Here is a 16,572-nt window from a genome sequence, read left to right on the forward strand (position 1 = left end):
CACCGTAAGTGCGGACAGCGGCAGGTACAAGGTCATCCCCGGAACGAACTAGGGACGGACCACCGCCTTGAGCGCACCCGGCGTGGCCCCGGCGGTCAGCGCCGCTTCCACGTCATCAAGCGTGTGGTGCGAGGTGACCAGGCCGTCGAGGTCCACCAAGCCCCGAGCCGCAAGTTCGACGGCGGTGGGCCAGGTATTCGCATAGCGGAACGTTCCGGTGATCGTCAGTTCCCGGCCCTGGACCAGCGGGACCGGCAGCGCAATACTGTCTGCTCCCATGCCGACCAGCACGCAGCGGCCCCGCGGGGCCAGCCGTTGCAGGCCGGAAAGGATGGCAGGTTCGGCGCCGGTGGCATCGATGAAGACGTCATAGCCGCCGCCGGGATATGCGTCGCCGGCCGCGGGCATTTCCGCCGTCGTAAACGTCTGTGCCGCACCATACCGCTGGCCGAGTTCCAGGCGCTCCTTGCGGACGTCGGTCAGGGTCACCGCAGCACCGGCCACGCGGCAGACCTGCGAAATGAGCAGTCCGATCGGCCCAGCACCGGCCACCAGCACCTTCGCTCCGAGGCGGACGTCCCCGGCAGACTTCGCAGCCAACGCCACGCTGAGCGGTTCCAGCAGGGCGGCGGCGTCGTCGGAAACATGCTCCGGTACGGGATGGCAGAACGCGGCGGGGTGGACCGCATATTCGGCGAAAACGCCGTCCACCGGCGGGGTGGCGAAGAACCGCAGGGCCGGATCCAGGTTGTAGTGGCCGGCCAGGCTTTCGGCCGAGAGCGGGTCCGGAATTCCCGGTTCAAGCGATACCCGCTGGCCCACCGCCCGGTTGGACACACCGGAGCCCAGCGCCACAATCTCGCCGGACGGCTCGTGCCCGAGGACCAGCGGCTGCTCAACTACGTACGGTCCGATCCTGCCCTCGCGGTAATAGTGCGTGTCCGAGCCGCAGACACCAACCGATCTGATCCGCACCAGCACTTCTCCCGGACCGGGCGTGGGAACCAGACGTTCCTCAACGCGCAGTTTGCCCGGCCCGTCCAGCACCGAAACCTGCATAGTCATATCTCCCTGCTCGCTCATTTGACTGCTCCCATCGACAGACCGCGGACCAACTGCTTCTGGGCAATCCAGCCGGCCAGCACCACTGGCAGGGACGCCAGCACCGAGGCCGCGGAAAGTTTGGCCAGGAACAGGCCCTCGCTGGTCATTTGCGAGACCAGGAAGACCGGTGTCGTTGCCGCCTTGGCCGCGGTGAGATTCAGCGCGAAGAAAAACTCGTTCCAAGCGAAGATCACGCAGATCAGTGCCGTCGCGGCCAGGCCGGGGGCCACCATGGGCATCAGGATGGTACGCATGGTTTTCAGCAGGCCTGCACCGTCCATCTGGGCGGCTTCCAGCACCTCGCCCGGCACCTCTTCGAAAAAGGAGCGCATCATCCAAATGGCGATCGGCAGGTTCATCGCCGTGTAGAGCACCACCAGTGTCCAGATGTTGTCCAGCACCTTCAGCTGCCCGGCGATGACGTAGATCGGCATGATCACGGCGACCACGGGGAGCATTTTGGTCGAGATGAAGAAGAACAGCACATCCTGGGTCTTCTTCACCGGGCGGATGCTCAGCGCATAGGAGGCCGGCACCGCGAGCACGATCACCAGCAGCGTGGACACTCCCGTGGCGATCAGCGAGTTCAGGAAGTAGGACCCTGCGCCCGCTTCCAGGACCGCGCGGTACTGGTCCAGCGTGGGTTCGAAGAAGAAGGTGGGCGGATTGGATGCGGCCGCGGACTCCTGTTTGAAGGAGGTCATCACCATCCAGATCACCGGGGAGAAGAATCCGATGGCCAAAATCCAGGTCAAAACCGTTAATAACGACGACGGCCGGCGGCCTCGTTTCGGTGCTTTCTCGGAGCGGCCGGCGGCGGAGGCCGGCGCGGTAGCAGTATCGATGGCCACGTCTAGTCCTTTACGTCGAAGCTGCGGAAAATCAGGCGCAGCGCGAAGGTAGCAATGATGATGGTGGCGATCACGACAATGACGCCCATGGCGGCGGCTTGGCCGATGTCGAAGCCGAGGAACGCGCGCTGGTAGATGTAGAACGGCAGGTTGGCGCTGGCTGTGCCCGGGCCACCGGCCGTCATCAAGTAGATCTGGTCAAATGTGTTGACCACGTAGATTGCACCGAGCAGCACACCCAGTTCGATGTAGCGGCGCAGCTGCGGGAGCGTGATGGAAACGAAAGTTTTCCACCAGCCGGCCCCGTCCATCTGGGCAGCTTCCAGAACGTCTTTCGGCTGGGCCTGCAGCCCGGCGAGGACCAGCAGCATCATGAACGGCGTCCACTGCCAGACCAGTGCCATCAGGATCGAGATCACCGGGAACGACGATGTCCAGTCCACCGCCGGAATCCCGAACAGTCCGAGGATCCAGTTGAACAGGCCATAGCTGGGGTTGAGCATCGACACGGACCACAGCACCGCGCTGGCGACCGGCATGATCAGGAAAGGCGTAATCAATAGCGTCCTGACGAAGCCGCGGCCCTTGAAGTTGCGGTCCAGCAGCAAAGCAAAGACGATGCCCAGGACCATGGCAGCGAAGACACAGCCCAGCGTGAAGATGATGCTGTTAAGGGCGGCCTGGCGGAAGGTCGAGTCCGCGAAGATGTCGATGTAGTTCCTCAGCCCGACGAAAGCATCGCCGTCGGGCCGCAGCAGATTCCAGTTCTGCAGGGAGTACCAAAGGGTAAAGAGGAAGGGCAGCTGCGTGACGATGATCGTGAAGATCAGCGCCGGCAGCAAGGGGCCTCGGCGGCGCCATCCCTCTGCCTTGGCCGCTTTGGCGCGGTCCCGGTCCTGGCGTTGCTCATGCCGCTTCAACTGTTGCTTCTCAACGAGCGTAGACATCAGCGTTCTCCTGTCTTGTAGCTCTCAGCCACTGTTTCGGCGTACCGCTGCGACTGCCGCAGTGCTTCTTCAACGCTCTTTTGGCCTGCGATGGCGGCCGATATTTGCTGCGCTACGCGCGTTCCCAGGTCCTGGAACTCAGGAATGCCGACGAACTGCAGGCCAGTGTAGGGAACCGGCTTGGCCATGGAGGATTCCTGCGAAGCGCCGGCCATGGCGTCCAGAGTAGGCTCCGCGTACGCCTCCGATACTTCGGCGTATTCGGGAATATCATAGGTTGACAGCCTGCTGCCTGGCGGTACCCGCTCCCAGCTGATCTCCTCGCCTACCAGCTTGATGTAGTCGGGGCTGGTCATCCACGAGATGAAGTCCCACGCCGCATCCTTGTGCTCGCTCGCCGCCGGAATGGCCAGGGACCAGCTGTAGAGCCATCCTGCCGCTTCGGTTTCTTCCACCGGCGCAGGGGCGTACTTCGTTTTGCCGACCACGAGCGAGGATTCCGGATCTTCCACACTGGAGACCATGGCCGTTGCGTCGTACCACATGGCCGCATTGCCTTGGCTGTAGCGCGTGAGGCAGTCACCGTACCCGCTGGTGGCCGCACCCGGCTGGCCGTAGTCGCGGATCAGGTCAACGTAATCGGTAACCGCTGCCTCGACTTCCGGGGAGTCCAGGGTGGCGTTCCACTCCATGTCGAACCAACGTCCGCCGTAGGTGTTGATCACTGTGTTCAGCGGTGCCATCACTTCTCCCCAACCCGCCAGGCCGCGAAGGCACACGCCGGAGAAATCTTTGGCCGGGTCATGGAGTTCCTTGGCGAACCGGCGGATGTCATCCCAGGTGGGCTGCTCCGGCATGGTCAGGCCGGCTTCTTCGAACAGGTCCGCCCGGTAAGCCAGGAAGGAGGATTCGCCGTAGAACGGGACCGAGTGCAGGTCCCCTTCGTAGCTCAGCGCCTCGCGGATAGTCGGCACGAAGTCCTCCGGGTTGTACCCTTCGGTGGTTTCCGCATACTCCTGCAGGTTCGTCAGCCACCCGTTCTCCGCCCACATCGGGGTTTCGTAATTGGAGATCATGACGACGTCGAATTCCCCGCCTTCCGTCGCTACCGAAGCCGTGATCTTCGCGCGAGCCTCATTCTCCGGCAGGGAAACGAAACGGACATCAATATCCGGGTGCTGTTCCCTGAAGTTCTCCTGCAAGTTAATCGCGTCCTGCATCTGGGGATTGGAGACGATTGCCACCACGATTTCTTCTTTGCCGCCGCCGACCGCCCCGCCACAGCCTGTCAGGGCCAACAGCGCAGCGGAGCCCGCAGCAACGACCGCGAGCAGACGGCCTTTGCTGCGCCCGTCGGACCGGCCGGAATCCGGTTTACGTCCTAGTTTCATTAAGCCACCCTTGCTCATTTGAGATCCTCGCTACGCTCATTTGTTAAGTGACTTTAGTCATATATACTCATTTGAGCAAGAGCCGCGCGCTCATTCGTTACAAATGGAGGTTTTTTCGAGTGGCACAGCCTTCCGACGACAAACTCCTGGCCCACATCGGCCGGGACTATTACCTGGAGAACAAATCCAAGGTCGAGATCGCCACCGCCTATGGCATATCGCGCTTCCAGGTAGCCAGGTTGCTGGAGGAAGCCCGCGCCAGAGGGATTGTCAGGATTGAGGTTGCGTTTCCCCATGCCACTTCCGCCGTGGACACGTCGGCGCTCCAGCGGAACCTCGGAATCGAATCCGTGATCGTGACCGCGACCGGGTCTGATGACTCGCAAACACGCGACGGGATGGCGGAAGCAGCGGCTGAACAACTTATGAAGCGGACCCGGAAGGGCGCTACAGTCGGCATTTCGTGGTCCCGGGCCCTGGACCTTGCGGCCCGGCGTGTCACCGAACTGCCGGACTGTGACCTGGTCCAACTCGCGGGCGCCCTGCCCGTTCCCGGGAGCCGAAGTTCCATTGACCTGATCCGGACCTTGGGGGAAGTCACCCAGGGCAAGACCTGGCCGATCTGGGCTCCACTGGTGGTGGAGAACGCCGCGACGGCGGAGAGCCTGAAGCGGCAGCCGGAAATCTCGCAGGCGCTGGTCAAGGCGGATTCCCTGGACTTGGCGGTGGTTGCCTTGGGCGGCTGGAGGGCAGGCATTTCCACCGTCTGGGACCGGGTGGACAACGCCACCCGGCTCGCCGGTGTCGATGCGGGAGCTGTCGCGGAGTGCTCCGGACGGCTGATCAGCGCCGACGGCCAGCCGGTCCGGACGGCGCTGGACGAGTGTGTCATCGCCGTAACGCTCGAACAGCTTCGGCAAACCCCGCATGTGGTTGTAGTGGCCCAGGGCGCAGCGCGGGCCGACGCGGTCCACGCAGCCATTCGGGCCGGGATTGTGGGCACCCTGATCATCGACGAAGAACTCGCCTGGGCCCTTGAAGAACCGCTCCACACGAAGTCGGTGCCGAGCGCATGAGCATTGTTATCGGTGTGGATTCCTCCACCCAGTCCTGCAAGGTGCTCGCCGTCGACATCGACAGCGGCAGGATCGTATCATCTGCCTCCGCGCCGCATCCGGACGGCACCTCCATCAACCCGGAACGCTGGGATGCTGCATTGGACAAGGCTTGGAACGACGCCGGCATCCGGAACCTTGGCCAGGAAGTGTCGGGCGTCAGCGTGGCAGCACAGCAGCATGGCATGGTGGCGCTGGATGCGCAGAACCAGCCGGTCCACGATGCCCTGCTGTGGAACGACACGCGCAGCGCCGACGCGGCCGGACAAATGGTGAAAGAGATTGGAGCCCAGGCTTGGATCGACGCCGTCAACCTGGTCCCAGTAGCATCCTTCACGCTGACCAAGCTGGCCTGGCTCGCACAAAACAAACCGGCTCTGGCGGCCAAAGTCGCCCACGTCCTGCTACCGCATGATTACCTCAACTACCGTCTCACCGGGGAGTTCTTCACGGACCGCAGCGATGCGTCCGGAACGGCTTACTATTCCCCGGTCACCGGTGAATACCGGACAGACCTGCTCGAGCAATTCTTCGGCGCCGTCCCCGCTCTGCCGCCCGTGCTTGGTCCTGCCGAAACCGGCGGGAATCTCTTGGACCGGTGGGGTACCAACCGGGCCGTAGCGGGCGCCGGTGCCGGCGACAACGCGGCGGCGGCTTTGGGGCTGGGCCTCAACCCCGGCGAAGTGGTGGTGTCCGTGGGCACCTCCGGAACGGTATTCACCTCGGCGGTGGAACCGGTCCGTGACCCCAGTGGCGCCGTGGCAGGCTTCGCGGATGCCACCGGCCAACATCTGCCGCTGCTGGCCATGATCAACTGTGCTCGGGTCATGACGGCGACGGCCGCAATGCTCGATGTGAACCTGCCCGAGCTGGACCGTCTGGCGCTGGCCGCGGCGCCGGACGCAGGCGGCCTGACCCTGCTGCCCTATCTCGACGGCGAGCGAACACCGAATCTGCCGGATGCCCGCGGAAGCCTGACCGGGATGACACGGGAGAACATGACGCCTTGTAATCTGGCCCGGGCCGGCGTCCTCGCCGTTCTGAACTCGCTGGCTGATGCCCAGGAATTGCTGCGCGCAAAGGGCGTACCGGTGGACAAAGTGATCCTGATCGGCGGCGGATCGAAGTCACGCTCCTTGCGCCAGGCAGCTGCGGACATCTTCGGTGTGCCCGTGGAAGTGCCGGCCGCAGGTGAGTACGTGGCTCTGGGGGCTGCGCGGCAGGCTGCCTGGGCGGTGACCGGCGAACTGCTGGATTGGAAGCCGGTAACCGCTGCAGCCCATGAACCGGATCCGTTGGGCGGCTGGGGTGCAGAGGTGCGCGGACGTTACGCAGAGGCCAGGCAGGCGGTCTACGGTATCTGACCGCGTGCCCGCGGGGAGAACGTAGCGCACATGGTACACACTTGCCCCCTGACTCAGGTCAGGGAGATTCGACGAGCGCTTCCGCGGTGACGTATCCGGCGTTGGATATATCCGGAAGCAGAACTGGCACATGCCGTATCCAGGATGTGCGGAAAAACACTCGGCCTGACGTCACTCATCGAAATACCTCATGGAAAATTTGCCTAATTGGAATTCCTGACGGTACGGTACCCGACTGATATGTGGGGAAGGTTTGTCAAGAGGCATAGATGAGCGGCTCCCAACTTCTTTGTCGGGGGCCGCTGCGTTGGGTACCGTCCGGGCGTGGGGGCTGTCGTGCTGGCGAGTCTTGTTGTCGACTGCAGTGTCAGACTGATATGCGCGGATTGGTTACCGCATGACGATTATTCGGCCGGGGCATATCGCTGTCTAGCATCGAGCGTCAACGGTTTGGGCCGTTTGCTCATAGTCGGCTCTCGAGTTAGCCCCAAAATGCTGCCACGTCACGGCCGCCACAGCCCGGAGGCACGTTCTTGTCAGGCCGCGTTCATGCGTTTCCCCTGCCCATGCTCGGGTTGTTGCAGGGGCGCAGCCAGAGACCAGCACCAGCCGGCAAGTTCCCGCGCGATTGCAGTGTTCGCCGTGACGGAGCGTTTCTTGCGAGCATCAAAGACTTCCCATTTGCGATGGAGGCGGTGGTTGCCTTCCAAGGCCCGGATCCGGGTGGACGGGCCGACCATTTCCAGTTGCCGCAGCAGCCGGACCCCGGGCCGGGCGTAGGAGCGCCGGTGCACCCAGGCCGCCTCGATGAGCAGCCTGCGGGCGTACTTGCTGCCGGCCTTCGTGATCGCCCCTGGTGCCGGGCTTGGCCCGAGGACTGCTCGCTGGGCACCAGGCCGAGGTAGGAACCGATGTTGGCCCCGGTGAACCGGGTCCAGTCACCGATCTCCACGGCGAGCCCGAACCCGGTCGTGACCTGGATGCCGCGCAGGCACATCAACGCCTCGATCACCGGCGTGTATTCACAGTCCCTGGCAACCTCGGCGACGCGATGGTCAATGCGTTTGAGGTGCTCTGCCAGCAGTTCAGCCTGTTCCACGTCGGCCTCATAGGTGAACTGCAGCACCGGGGACTCGAAATGCTGCCGGTGCAGCCACACCCGGTGCTCCTGCGTCCATTTCGTTTCCTTCGGGTACCGGATTCCGTGCCGCAGCAGGACCGCGTTCACGTGCTGGCGGGCATGGGCCAGGTTCTTCGCTGCCCTGGCCCGCAGCCGGGACAAATCCCGCAGATCCTCCTGCGCCCGGGTCGGGACCCGGACCTCGGTGACCTGGCCCAGGGCGAGCATTTCCGTCAAAATCCGGGCGTCGCGCCGATCCGTTTTGACCTTGTCGCCCGGTGCACGCAGCAGCTTCGAGGCCGCCGCCACCACACAGTCGACGTCGGCCTCGCGCAGGTACCTGGCCAGGACGTACCCGGTCGGTCCGGACTCGTACACGGCCTTCACCGGAGGTTCGAAGCGGCGGATCCATTCCAGCACCACCGCCGGATCCGAATCCATCTTCTCCTGAACCATTTCACCCGTCTCCGGGATCAACGCGCAGCCGACAACGCTGGCCGCGTGAACATCAAGCCCAACAAAAGTATGCTGGTACATAGCCGGGACCTCCCAAGATTCACATGTGGCACTACCAATGCAACTCTCACGAAGGCTCAAAGCCAAGGAGGTTGTTCACTGGCAATCCACGGGATGCTGTGACACAGAAGGCCCCGGCCCTCGCTGGTGGCAGCTGTCCTGCTGCCCGTCCGGATATAGGCCCATCCCGCCGGGCAGTAGGCCCTGCGGCGCCGCCTCCCACATGACGGGAACCTGTCGGCATCAAGCCGGCGCCGCAGGACCGCACGGCGACAATGGCCGCCCCGGACGGGCAGCAAACCCAGCCACCCTCACCTCATATTGTCTAGCCAGCCCAACACAGGAGTCGTCAGGACTCCTCTTGGACGGATCGACCGGAGCTCGAGCCGAGATCCGCGGCTGGCCAGGGGCACCCCCGGCAACGCGCAGGACAGTGCGCGTCCCGTCATCCATGTAGCCCCGCCCACGGACAATTTTCCCCACTCCCCAGGAGAAATCACCATGCAGACGGTACAAGAAACACCAGGAACGCCCAAAATGACAGCGGCAGCTCCCACCGCGGACTCCGCGCAAATGCGCCCGGCAGCACCCCAAAGGCATGCCCGACCGCTGGCAATATTGCGGATCCTACTGGGTTCTGTCTTTCTGTGGGCCTTTCTGGATAAGACCTTTGGCCTTGGATTCGCTACAGCACCTGAGAAGGCCTGGATCGCCGGCGGCTCGCCCACGGCCGGCTACTTGGGCAGCGTGAAGGGTTCGCTTGCCGGACTGTTCCAGCCGCTGGCTGGTGCGCCGGTCGTGGACTGGGCATTCATGCTCGGCCTGCTGGCCGTCGGAACCGCACTGGTTCTTGGCATCGCGCTCCGCGCAGCCGCTGTTGGCGGATCCGCACTCATGGTGCTGATGTGGCTCTCCTCGCTGCCGCTTAAGTCCAATCCGGTCATTGACGAGCACGTGGTCTACGCCGCGGCCATGATCGCACTGGCCGCCACACACGCCGGCAACACCTACGGCCTGGGTCGCCAATGGTCAGCGCTGATGTCTTCCTCGTCCCTGCGCTGGTTGCGCTGATCGCACCGGTTGCGCTGACAAAGAAGGAGTTTCCGGGACAGTGGCGCAACCGGGCCTGGCGCCCCAGCTACAACGTTCCGTCTTCAATCAGCGCCGCGACCGTAGCCTTCGCTCCGCGCGTCTGCAGCGACCCCAGTGCCGCCGCATAGGCCTCGACAAAGCGGGGCTCGTCAACCAGATCGCCGAAAACTTCCCGCTGCGAGATAAAGGCCAGCTTGTCCTCGCGGTTCCGTGCGGCAGCCTCCATCAGATGCTCCTTCAGACGGTCGACGACGACGAACGCCTCGCCGACCTCATCCGTTCCTTCCGCATAACGCGCCCAGCTGGCGACAATCGCAGCGGAACGGTGGATCTCGCCGTCGTTCTTCAGGTTTTCCTGGATGACAGGCACCAGCCATTTCGGAATCCGGTCCGAGCTTTCCGCGCAAAGGCGGGCCAGGGTGTCCCGGACATGCTCGTTGGAGAAGCGCGCGATCAGCTTGTGCTTGTACGCGTCCAAGTCGATTCCGGGGACCGGATGGAGCGTGGCAGTTGCTTCCTTATCCATGTAGTCCAGTAGGAACTGCGCAAAAACAGGGTCTTGGCATACCTCGTGGGCGTACCGGTAGCCCGCAAGGTAACCGAAGTAGCACTGGCCCTGGTGGCTGGCGTTAAGCAGGCGCAGCTTCATCAGCTCGTACGGCTCCACGTCGTCTACCAGCTGGACGCCGGCCGCTTCGAAGGGCGGGCGGCCCTGCGGGAAGTTGTCCTCCAGCGCCCACTGCTCGAAGTCCTCGCAGACCACCGGCCAGGCATCTTCGACGCCGAACCCCTCGGCAATGGCGGCGCGGTCTTCATCAGTGGTGACGGGCGTGATGCGGTCCACCATAGAGTTGGGAAAGGCAACGTTCGCCTCTATCCAGGCACCCAGTTCGGGGTTCTTAAGTCTGGCGTAGGCGGTGAACATCTTCTTTGCGACGTCGCCGTTGCCCTGGATGTTGTCGCACGACATGATCGTAAACGGCGGCAGACCGCGCTGACGGCGCCGGGCCAAGGCTTCCGTCACCAGCCCGAAGGTGGTTGCCGGGGTGGCACCTGGCTCTAGATCGGCTGCCACAGCCGGGTTTCCAGCATCGAACTCCCCGGTCACATGGTGGAAGTTGTAGCCACCCTCGGTGATGGTCAAGGAGACAATGCGGACCTGTTCCGAGGCCATTTTTTCGATCACCTCATCCGGATCTTCGGGAGCGAACAGGTACTCGATGATAGACCCGACGACCCGTCCTTCCCGGGTGCCGTCCGGGTTCTTGATCACCAGGGTATAGAGGCAGTCCTGATCATCCATGACCTTCTTCATGAGCGCGTCCCCGGGCAGAACGCCGACGCCGCAGATGGCCCAGTCCAAAGCCTCGCCTTGGTTCATTAGCCGGTCCAGATACATGGCCTGGTGCGCCCGGTGGAAGCCGCCGACGCCAAAATGGACGATGCCAGCAGTCAACTGCGAACGGTCATAGCTCGGCTTGACTAGTTGCGGGGGAAGATTTGCGAGGTTGCGCGCGTTCAGCGATGACATTGGAACCACCTTGTGAGCAGGGTTACTTTTCCGCCAATCTATCATATGAGCCCCCGACAGCCGCTCATATGAGCGGCGGCATACACTGCAAACATATCCACCCAACATCTTCCGGCTGAAGGCTATGGGTTTACCCTCACGCGTTACGCAGTATGGTGTGAGTCACAGGATGATTCTCAAGGCACGTCTAAGGGCGCTGAGGAGATTGAGGCATGGGCGATAGCCAGATAACCGTCAACGGCCAACTGCGCGATTGCGGCGGGGCCGGTCCGCACACCCGGTTGCTCGACTGGCTGAGAACGGAGGGCTTGACCGGGGCGAAGGAGGGCTGCGCCGAGGGTGAGTGCGGTGCCTGCGCCGTCCTCGTGGCCCGCCCGGACGGGGTCGGCCGAAGCCGCTGGACCTCGATCAACGCCTGCCTGCCTCCTGCCTTGGCGTTCGACGGACAGGAACTCATCACTGCGGAGGGGCTCGGTACCGCGGCGGGTCCCTGCGCCGAGGAGGCACTGCATCCCGTTCAACGGGAGATGGCGGACCGCGGCGGAGCCCAGTGCGGCTACTGCACGCCGGGGTTCATCTGCTCCATGGCCGCCGAGTACTACCGCCCGGAGCGGAACGCGTCCGGTTCCGGGGCGGCGCAGACCGCGACGGCGGTGGCCGGCGAGGAGCATGCGACCGACCATGAAAGCGGGCCCAACGGCTTTGACCTGCATGCCCTGAGTGGCAATCTGTGCCGTTGCACCGGCTACCGGCCCATCCGGGACGCGGCGTACGCGCTCGGCTCCCCCGATGGATCCGACCCGCTGCTTGTCCGGCAGGGCGGCCCCGCCCCTGCCGCTCGACCTACCGAAAAGATTGTCGACGGCGCCCGCTTCGTCCGGCCTGCGGCCATGGAGGAGCTCTTCGACCTGCTCGAACACAATCCGGAGGCCAAGCTGGTCGCCGGCGCCACCGACCTCGGGGTGGAGGTGAACCTGCGGCATACGCGGCCGCCGCTGACCATTGCCATCGACAGACTGGAGCCGCTGCGGACGTTGGAGGTCGGCAGCGGCCGGATCAGCATCGGGGCGGCCCTAAGCCTCACCGAGATCGATCGCGGGTTGGCCGGGCGCGTGCCTTTGTTGGACCAACTCTTCCCGCAGTTCGCCTCCCCGCTGATCCGCAATACGGCAAGCCTGGGCGGCAACCTGGCGACGGGGTCGCCCATCGGTGATTCCGCGCCGGCGCTGCTGGCGCTGGACGCGTCGGTCGTGCTGGCCTCCGCCAGCGGTGAGCGGGAAGTCGCGCTTGCCGAATACTTCACCGGGTACCGCCAGAGCGTCAGGAAACCCGGCGAGCTCCTGCGCGCGGTGCGGATCCCGCTGCCGCTTGCGGAGAGCACCGCCTTTTACAAAATCGCCAAGCGCCGTTTTGACGATATTTCAAGCGTGGCCATCGCTTTCGCCATGCAGCTCGACGGCGGCACCGTATCCTCCATCCGGATAGGCGTCGGCGGCGTTGCGGCCACGCCGATCCGTGCAACCATCACGGAGCAGTCGCTGGCGGGCCAGCCGTGGACAGCTGAAACGGCCGAGGCTGCCGTCGCCGTCATGTCCGCCGAAGGCACGCCGATCGACGATTTGAGGGCGAGCGCCCGTTATCGCTCGGCGATGCTCGGCCAGGCGATGCTCAAGTTTTTTGCGGAAACAGCGTCCGCTGTGGAGGTAGCCCGATGAAATCCCTTGCCGACCGCCCGGTCAATCCCGTCGTCGGCATGACGGTGCCGCACGAATCCGCCGCACTGCACGTCACGGGAACGGCCCTATACACCGATGACCTCATTGTGGGCCGCCAGAATGTGCTCCATGCTTGGCCAGTCCAGGCACCGCATGCCCACGCCGTCGTGACCTCCTTGCGGACCGAACCGGCGCTGCAGGTCCCGGGAGTGGTCCGGGTGCTGACCGGGGCAGACGTTCCCGGCGTCAACGATGCCGGCACCAAGCACGACGAACCGCTTTTTCCCACCGAGGTCATGTACTACGGCCATGCCGTTTGCTGGGTGCTGGGCGAAACGCCCGAGGCCGCGCGGCTGGGCGCCGAGGCAGTCGACGTCAGCTACGACCCGCTCCCCTCGCTGCTGACGCTCACGGAAGCCATCGAGGCAGAGAGCTTCCAGGGCCTCCAACCGACCCTCAGCAGGGGCGACGTCGATGCCGCCCTGGAAGGAGCTGCCCACCGGTTCACCGGCGAGATCGAGTACGGCGGCCAGGAGCACTTCTACCTGGAGACCCACGCATCGTTCGCGTATCTCGATGAAGGCGGGCAGATCTTCGTCCACAGCAGCACTCAGCATCCCTCGGAGACGCAGGAAATCGTGGCGCACGTGCTGGGCCGGCACAACCACGACGTCACCGTCCAATGCCTCCGCATGGGCGGCGGCTTCGGCGGCAAGGAAATGCAGCCCCACGGCTTCGCCGCCGTCGCGGCGCTGGGCGCAGTGCTCACCGGGCGGCCCGTGCGCCTGCGCCTTAACCGCACCCAGGACATCACGATGACGGGCAAGCGCCATCCATTCCATGCCAGGTGGGAGGCCGGCTTCGACCAGGATGGCCGCATCCAGGCGCTGAAGGCTACGCTGACGAGCGACGGCGGGTGGAGCCTTGATCTCTCGGAGCCGGTGCTGACCCGCGCGCTGTGCCACGTGGACAACTCCTACTGGATTCCCAACGTGCACGTCGATGGCCGGATCGCGAAGACCAACAAGACTTCCCAGACGGCGTTCCGCGGCTTCGGTGGCCCGCAAGGCATGTTCCTCATCGAGGAGGTCCTGGGCAGGGCCGCCCCGGTACTGGGCCTCGACCCCGGCGAGCTGCGGCAGCGCAACCTCTACATAGCCGGGCAGAGCACCCCGTACGGCCAGCCGGTCCGCCATGCAGAGCGGCTGCATACCATCTGGCAAACCCTGCTGGAACGTGCCGACGTCGGGCGTCGGCGCGAAGAAATCGACGCGTTCAATGCCGGCCACCCGCACAACCGGCGCGCCCTCGCCATCACTCCGGTGAAGTTCGGCATCTCGTTCAACCTCACCGCTTTTAATCAGGCCGGCGCACTCGTGCACGTATATAAGGACGGCTCCGTCCTGATCAATCACGGCGGCACCGAAATGGGCCAGGGCCTGCACACCAAAATGCGCCAGGTTGCCGCCACCGCCCTGGGGGTTCCGCTGGATTTCATCCGCCTAGCCCCCACCCGCACGGACAAGGTGCCGAACACGTCGGCGACGGCCGCCAGTTCCGGAGCCGATCTCAACGGCGGGGCCATCAAGGACGCCTGCGAGCAAATCAGCGCGCGGCTGGCCGAGGTGGCGGCCCGTAAGATGAATATCCATCCCGATGACGTCCGCTTCGCCGACGGCAAGGTGACTGGGATCGGCTTCCATGACAGGCACATTGCCTTCGCCGACCTGGCCAACGACGCCTACTTCCAGCGGATTCCGATCTGGGCCGCCGGCTATTACCGCACGCCGGGACTGCACTGGGACAGCGCCCGGATGCAAGGCGAGCCGTTCAAGTACTTCGCTTACGGGGCGGCCGTTTCCGAGGTGGAGGTGGACGGGTTCACCGGCGCGTACCGACAGCTGCGGACGGACATTGTCCACGACGTCGGCGACAGCCTCTCGCCGCTCATCGACCTTGGCCAGATCGAGGGCGGCTTCGTCCAGGGTGCCGGATGGCTGACGCTTGAGGAACTGCGCTGGGACGAGTCCGACGGCGAGCACCGGGGGCGCCTGGCGACCCAGTCTGCCAGCACCTATAAGCTGCCCAGCTTCTCGGAGATGCCCGAGGAGTTTAACGTCCATCTCTTCGAGCAAGCCACCGAAAGCGGCGTAGTCTACGGTTCGAAAGCGGTGGGCGAACCGCCCCTCATGCTCGCCTTCAGCGTCAGGGAGGCCCTGCGCCAGGCGGTAGCTGCGTTCGGATCCGGCAACAAGCCCGTCGAGTTGGCCAGCCCGGCAACCCCAGAGGCGGTTTTCTGGGCGATCCAGGGAGCGCGAGAGACAACCTCAAAGGCTTACGACGGCGGGGCTCAGGCCGAGGACACGTCCTCGCCTTCATCTGTTACTACCGCAGCAGGCTGAGATGGACTGGCTGCAGGCGCTGCAGGATCTGCGCTCGGCTGGCCTGCCCAGCATCCTGGCTACGGTCACCGAGGCGCGGGGCCATGCCCCGCGGGAGGCAGGAGCAAAGATGGTGGTCGGCGCCGAGGCCACCTGGGGCAGCATCGGCGGCGGCAACCTTGAGGCAACGGTCATCGACCGGGCGCGGGCGATGCTCCGGGCGGGCACCGCAACCCCCGAGAGCCTGCCGTTCCCGCTCAATGAACATGCCGTCACCGAGCACGGGCAGCAGTGCTGTGGAGGAGTGGTGAAGGTTCTCCTCGAGCCGTTTCCTGCCCGTGCCACCGTTGCCATTTTCGGCATGGGACACGTCGGCCACGAACTGGCCCGGATCCTTTCCCGGCTGCCGATCCAACTGCACCTTGTGGACAGCAGGGCCGGCCAGCTTGATCCCGCCCGCCTCGCCGACATCCTGGCGGGGCCGGCCGAAGTCCACGCCCAGCACAGCCCTGTTCCGGATTCCACCTTGGGCACACTGCCGCCAGGTTCGCACGTGTTCATCATGACCCACGACCATGCCGAAGACTTCCTGCTGTGCGACGCTGCGCTGCGCCGCGGCGACCTCGGCTCGGTAGGCCTCATCGGCTCCTCGGCCAAGTGGTCCAGGTTCCGCCAGAAACTGCAGGCCGAGGGACATAGCTCCGCCGCCATCGACACCATCAGTTGCCCGATCGGGCTTCCTGGCCTCCCCGGCAAAGACCCGGCCGCCATCGCCGTCAGCGCAGCGGCCAGCCTGCTCCCGGCCCTGTCGAAGCACCTGGCCGTCTGACAGCTCGCGGTTCTGGACGTTATCCCCCGCTGAGGCCGGTCGAGATGTCAGGGCCGGAGAACTATGGACCAGGGTGTCCGGCTCATTTAAGGTGAACACTGTCCGCTTTGCGACGCAATCAGCTCCACAAGTTCCTCAACTCATTCAATCCACTTGATAAGGATCTGCCATGGACCGCATGATTTTCGCCAACCTCCCCGTCTCCGACCTTCAGAAGGCCACGGACTTCTACCTCGGCCTGGGCTTCACCCTGAACCCGGACTTCAGCTCGGACGAGGGCTCCTGCATCGTCATCTCCGACACCATCTTTGTCATGCTCCTGAAGCAGGACTTCTTCGCAGGCTTCCTGGCCGAGGGCGGCACCCCGCATCTGGGCTCCAACGCCAAGGAAGTCCTGAACTGCCTCACCGCTTCCTCCACTGAAGAAGTCGACGACCTGGTGGCCAGGGCGCAGGCCAGCGGCGGCAGCGTCTACCTGCCGGCAAAGGAAAGCATGCCCGGCATGTACGGCGCCTCCATCGCCGACCCCGACGGCCATGTGTGGGAGCTGCTCTGGATGTCCCAAGATGCCATGGCCGAGCACGAGCATCAAGACGCCGGGGCCGCGCAAGCCTGA

The 16,572-nt window shown here is 64.4% G+C and carries 13 protein-coding genes; 7 read left to right on the forward strand and 6 right to left on the reverse strand.

Going from position 1 to position 16,572, the window contains the following annotated elements; all coding sequences use genetic code 11:
* Positions 1 to 48: 48 nt before the first annotated feature.
* From HGO92_RS17035 to HGO92_RS17050, 4 genes are read right to left on the reverse strand one after another with little or no spacing between them, the layout of a single operon-like run.
* Positions 49 to 1,083, reverse strand: coding sequence for an NAD(P)-dependent alcohol dehydrogenase (locus HGO92_RS17035; RefSeq protein WP_240974705.1), 1,035 nt, complete (start codon positions 1,081 to 1,083; stop codon positions 49 to 51).
* Complete coding sequence (locus tag HGO92_RS17040; RefSeq protein WP_169997042.1) at positions 1,080 to 1,949, reverse strand: ABC transporter permease subunit; 870 nt, start codon at positions 1,947 to 1,949, stop codon at positions 1,080 to 1,082. Before HGO92_RS17040 ends, HGO92_RS17035 begins: the two co-directional genes overlap by 4 nt.
* A gap of 8 nt (positions 1,950 to 1,957) precedes the next feature.
* Positions 1,958 to 2,902 (reverse strand): carbohydrate ABC transporter permease, encoded by a 945-nt coding sequence (locus HGO92_RS17045; protein WP_169996935.1) that lies wholly within the window; start codon positions 2,900 to 2,902, stop codon positions 1,958 to 1,960.
* Complete coding sequence (locus HGO92_RS17050; protein ID WP_169996937.1) at positions 2,902 to 4,293, reverse strand: ABC transporter substrate-binding protein; 1,392 nt, start codon at positions 4,291 to 4,293, stop codon at positions 2,902 to 2,904. The genes HGO92_RS17045 and HGO92_RS17050 overlap by 1 nt, the downstream gene beginning before the upstream one ends.
* A 119-nt stretch (positions 4,294 to 4,412) precedes the next feature.
* On the opposite strand from HGO92_RS17050, the gene HGO92_RS17055 reads away from it, so the two are divergent.
* A complete protein-coding gene (locus tag HGO92_RS17055; protein ID WP_169996939.1) occupies positions 4,413 to 5,369 on the forward strand; it encodes a sugar-binding domain-containing protein in 957 nt (318 codons plus the stop codon).
* The gene (xylB, locus tag HGO92_RS17060; RefSeq protein ID WP_169996941.1) at positions 5,366 to 6,772 is read left to right on the forward strand and encodes a xylulokinase; all 1,407 of its coding nucleotides are present in this window, start codon (positions 5,366 to 5,368) and stop codon (positions 6,770 to 6,772) included. Before HGO92_RS17055 ends, xylB begins: the two co-directional genes overlap by 4 nt.
* Before the next feature lie 547 nt (positions 6,773 to 7,319).
* Here the strand turns inward: xylB and HGO92_RS17065 are convergent.
* Entirely contained in the window at positions 7,320 to 8,429 is a 1,110-nt protein-coding gene (locus HGO92_RS17065) for an IS110 family RNA-guided transposase (RefSeq protein ID WP_240974706.1), read from the reverse strand.
* A 516-nt stretch (positions 8,430 to 8,945) separates the two neighbouring features.
* Between HGO92_RS17065 and HGO92_RS17070 the strand changes: the two genes are divergently transcribed.
* Entirely contained in the window at positions 8,946 to 9,479 is a 534-nt protein-coding gene (locus HGO92_RS17070; RefSeq protein WP_169996943.1) for a DoxX family membrane protein, read from the forward strand.
* A 67-nt stretch (positions 9,480 to 9,546) separates the two neighbouring features.
* Here HGO92_RS17070 and HGO92_RS17075 read toward each other — a convergent pair whose 3' ends face one another.
* Positions 9,547 to 11,031 carry a mannitol dehydrogenase family protein gene (locus HGO92_RS17075; RefSeq protein WP_169996945.1) on the reverse strand — a complete coding sequence of 495 codons (1,485 nt, stop codon included), beginning with the start codon at positions 11,029 to 11,031 and terminating at the stop codon, positions 9,547 to 9,549.
* Between the two features lie 212 nt (positions 11,032 to 11,243).
* On the opposite strand from HGO92_RS17075, the gene HGO92_RS17080 reads away from it, so the two are divergent.
* The 4 genes from HGO92_RS17080 to HGO92_RS17095 all read left to right on the forward strand — a co-directional run bounded on the left by HGO92_RS17080 (position 11,244) and on the right by HGO92_RS17095 (position 16,572).
* Positions 11,244 to 12,746, forward strand: a complete 1,503-nt coding sequence (locus HGO92_RS17080; protein WP_169996947.1) for a xanthine dehydrogenase small subunit — start codon at positions 11,244 to 11,246, stop codon at positions 12,744 to 12,746.
* On the forward strand, positions 12,743 to 15,148 hold the full coding sequence (gene xdhB, locus HGO92_RS17085) for a xanthine dehydrogenase molybdopterin binding subunit (RefSeq protein WP_169996949.1): 2,406 nt from the start codon (positions 12,743 to 12,745) through the stop codon (positions 15,146 to 15,148). Before HGO92_RS17080 ends, xdhB begins: the two co-directional genes overlap by 4 nt.
* Before the next feature lies 1 nt (position 15,149).
* The gene (gene xdhC, locus HGO92_RS17090) at positions 15,150 to 15,956 is read left to right on the forward strand and encodes a xanthine dehydrogenase accessory protein XdhC (protein ID WP_169996951.1); all 807 of its coding nucleotides are present in this window, start codon (positions 15,150 to 15,152) and stop codon (positions 15,954 to 15,956) included.
* 169 nt (positions 15,957 to 16,125) lie between these two features.
* Positions 16,126 to 16,572: a VOC family protein gene (locus HGO92_RS17095; RefSeq protein ID WP_169996953.1), complete on the forward strand. Its 447-nt coding sequence runs from the start codon at positions 16,126 to 16,128 to the stop codon at positions 16,570 to 16,572.

Source organism: Crystallibacter degradans (assembly GCF_012952295.1).
Lineage (GTDB): Bacteria > Actinomycetota > Actinomycetes > Actinomycetales > Micrococcaceae > Crystallibacter > Crystallibacter degradans.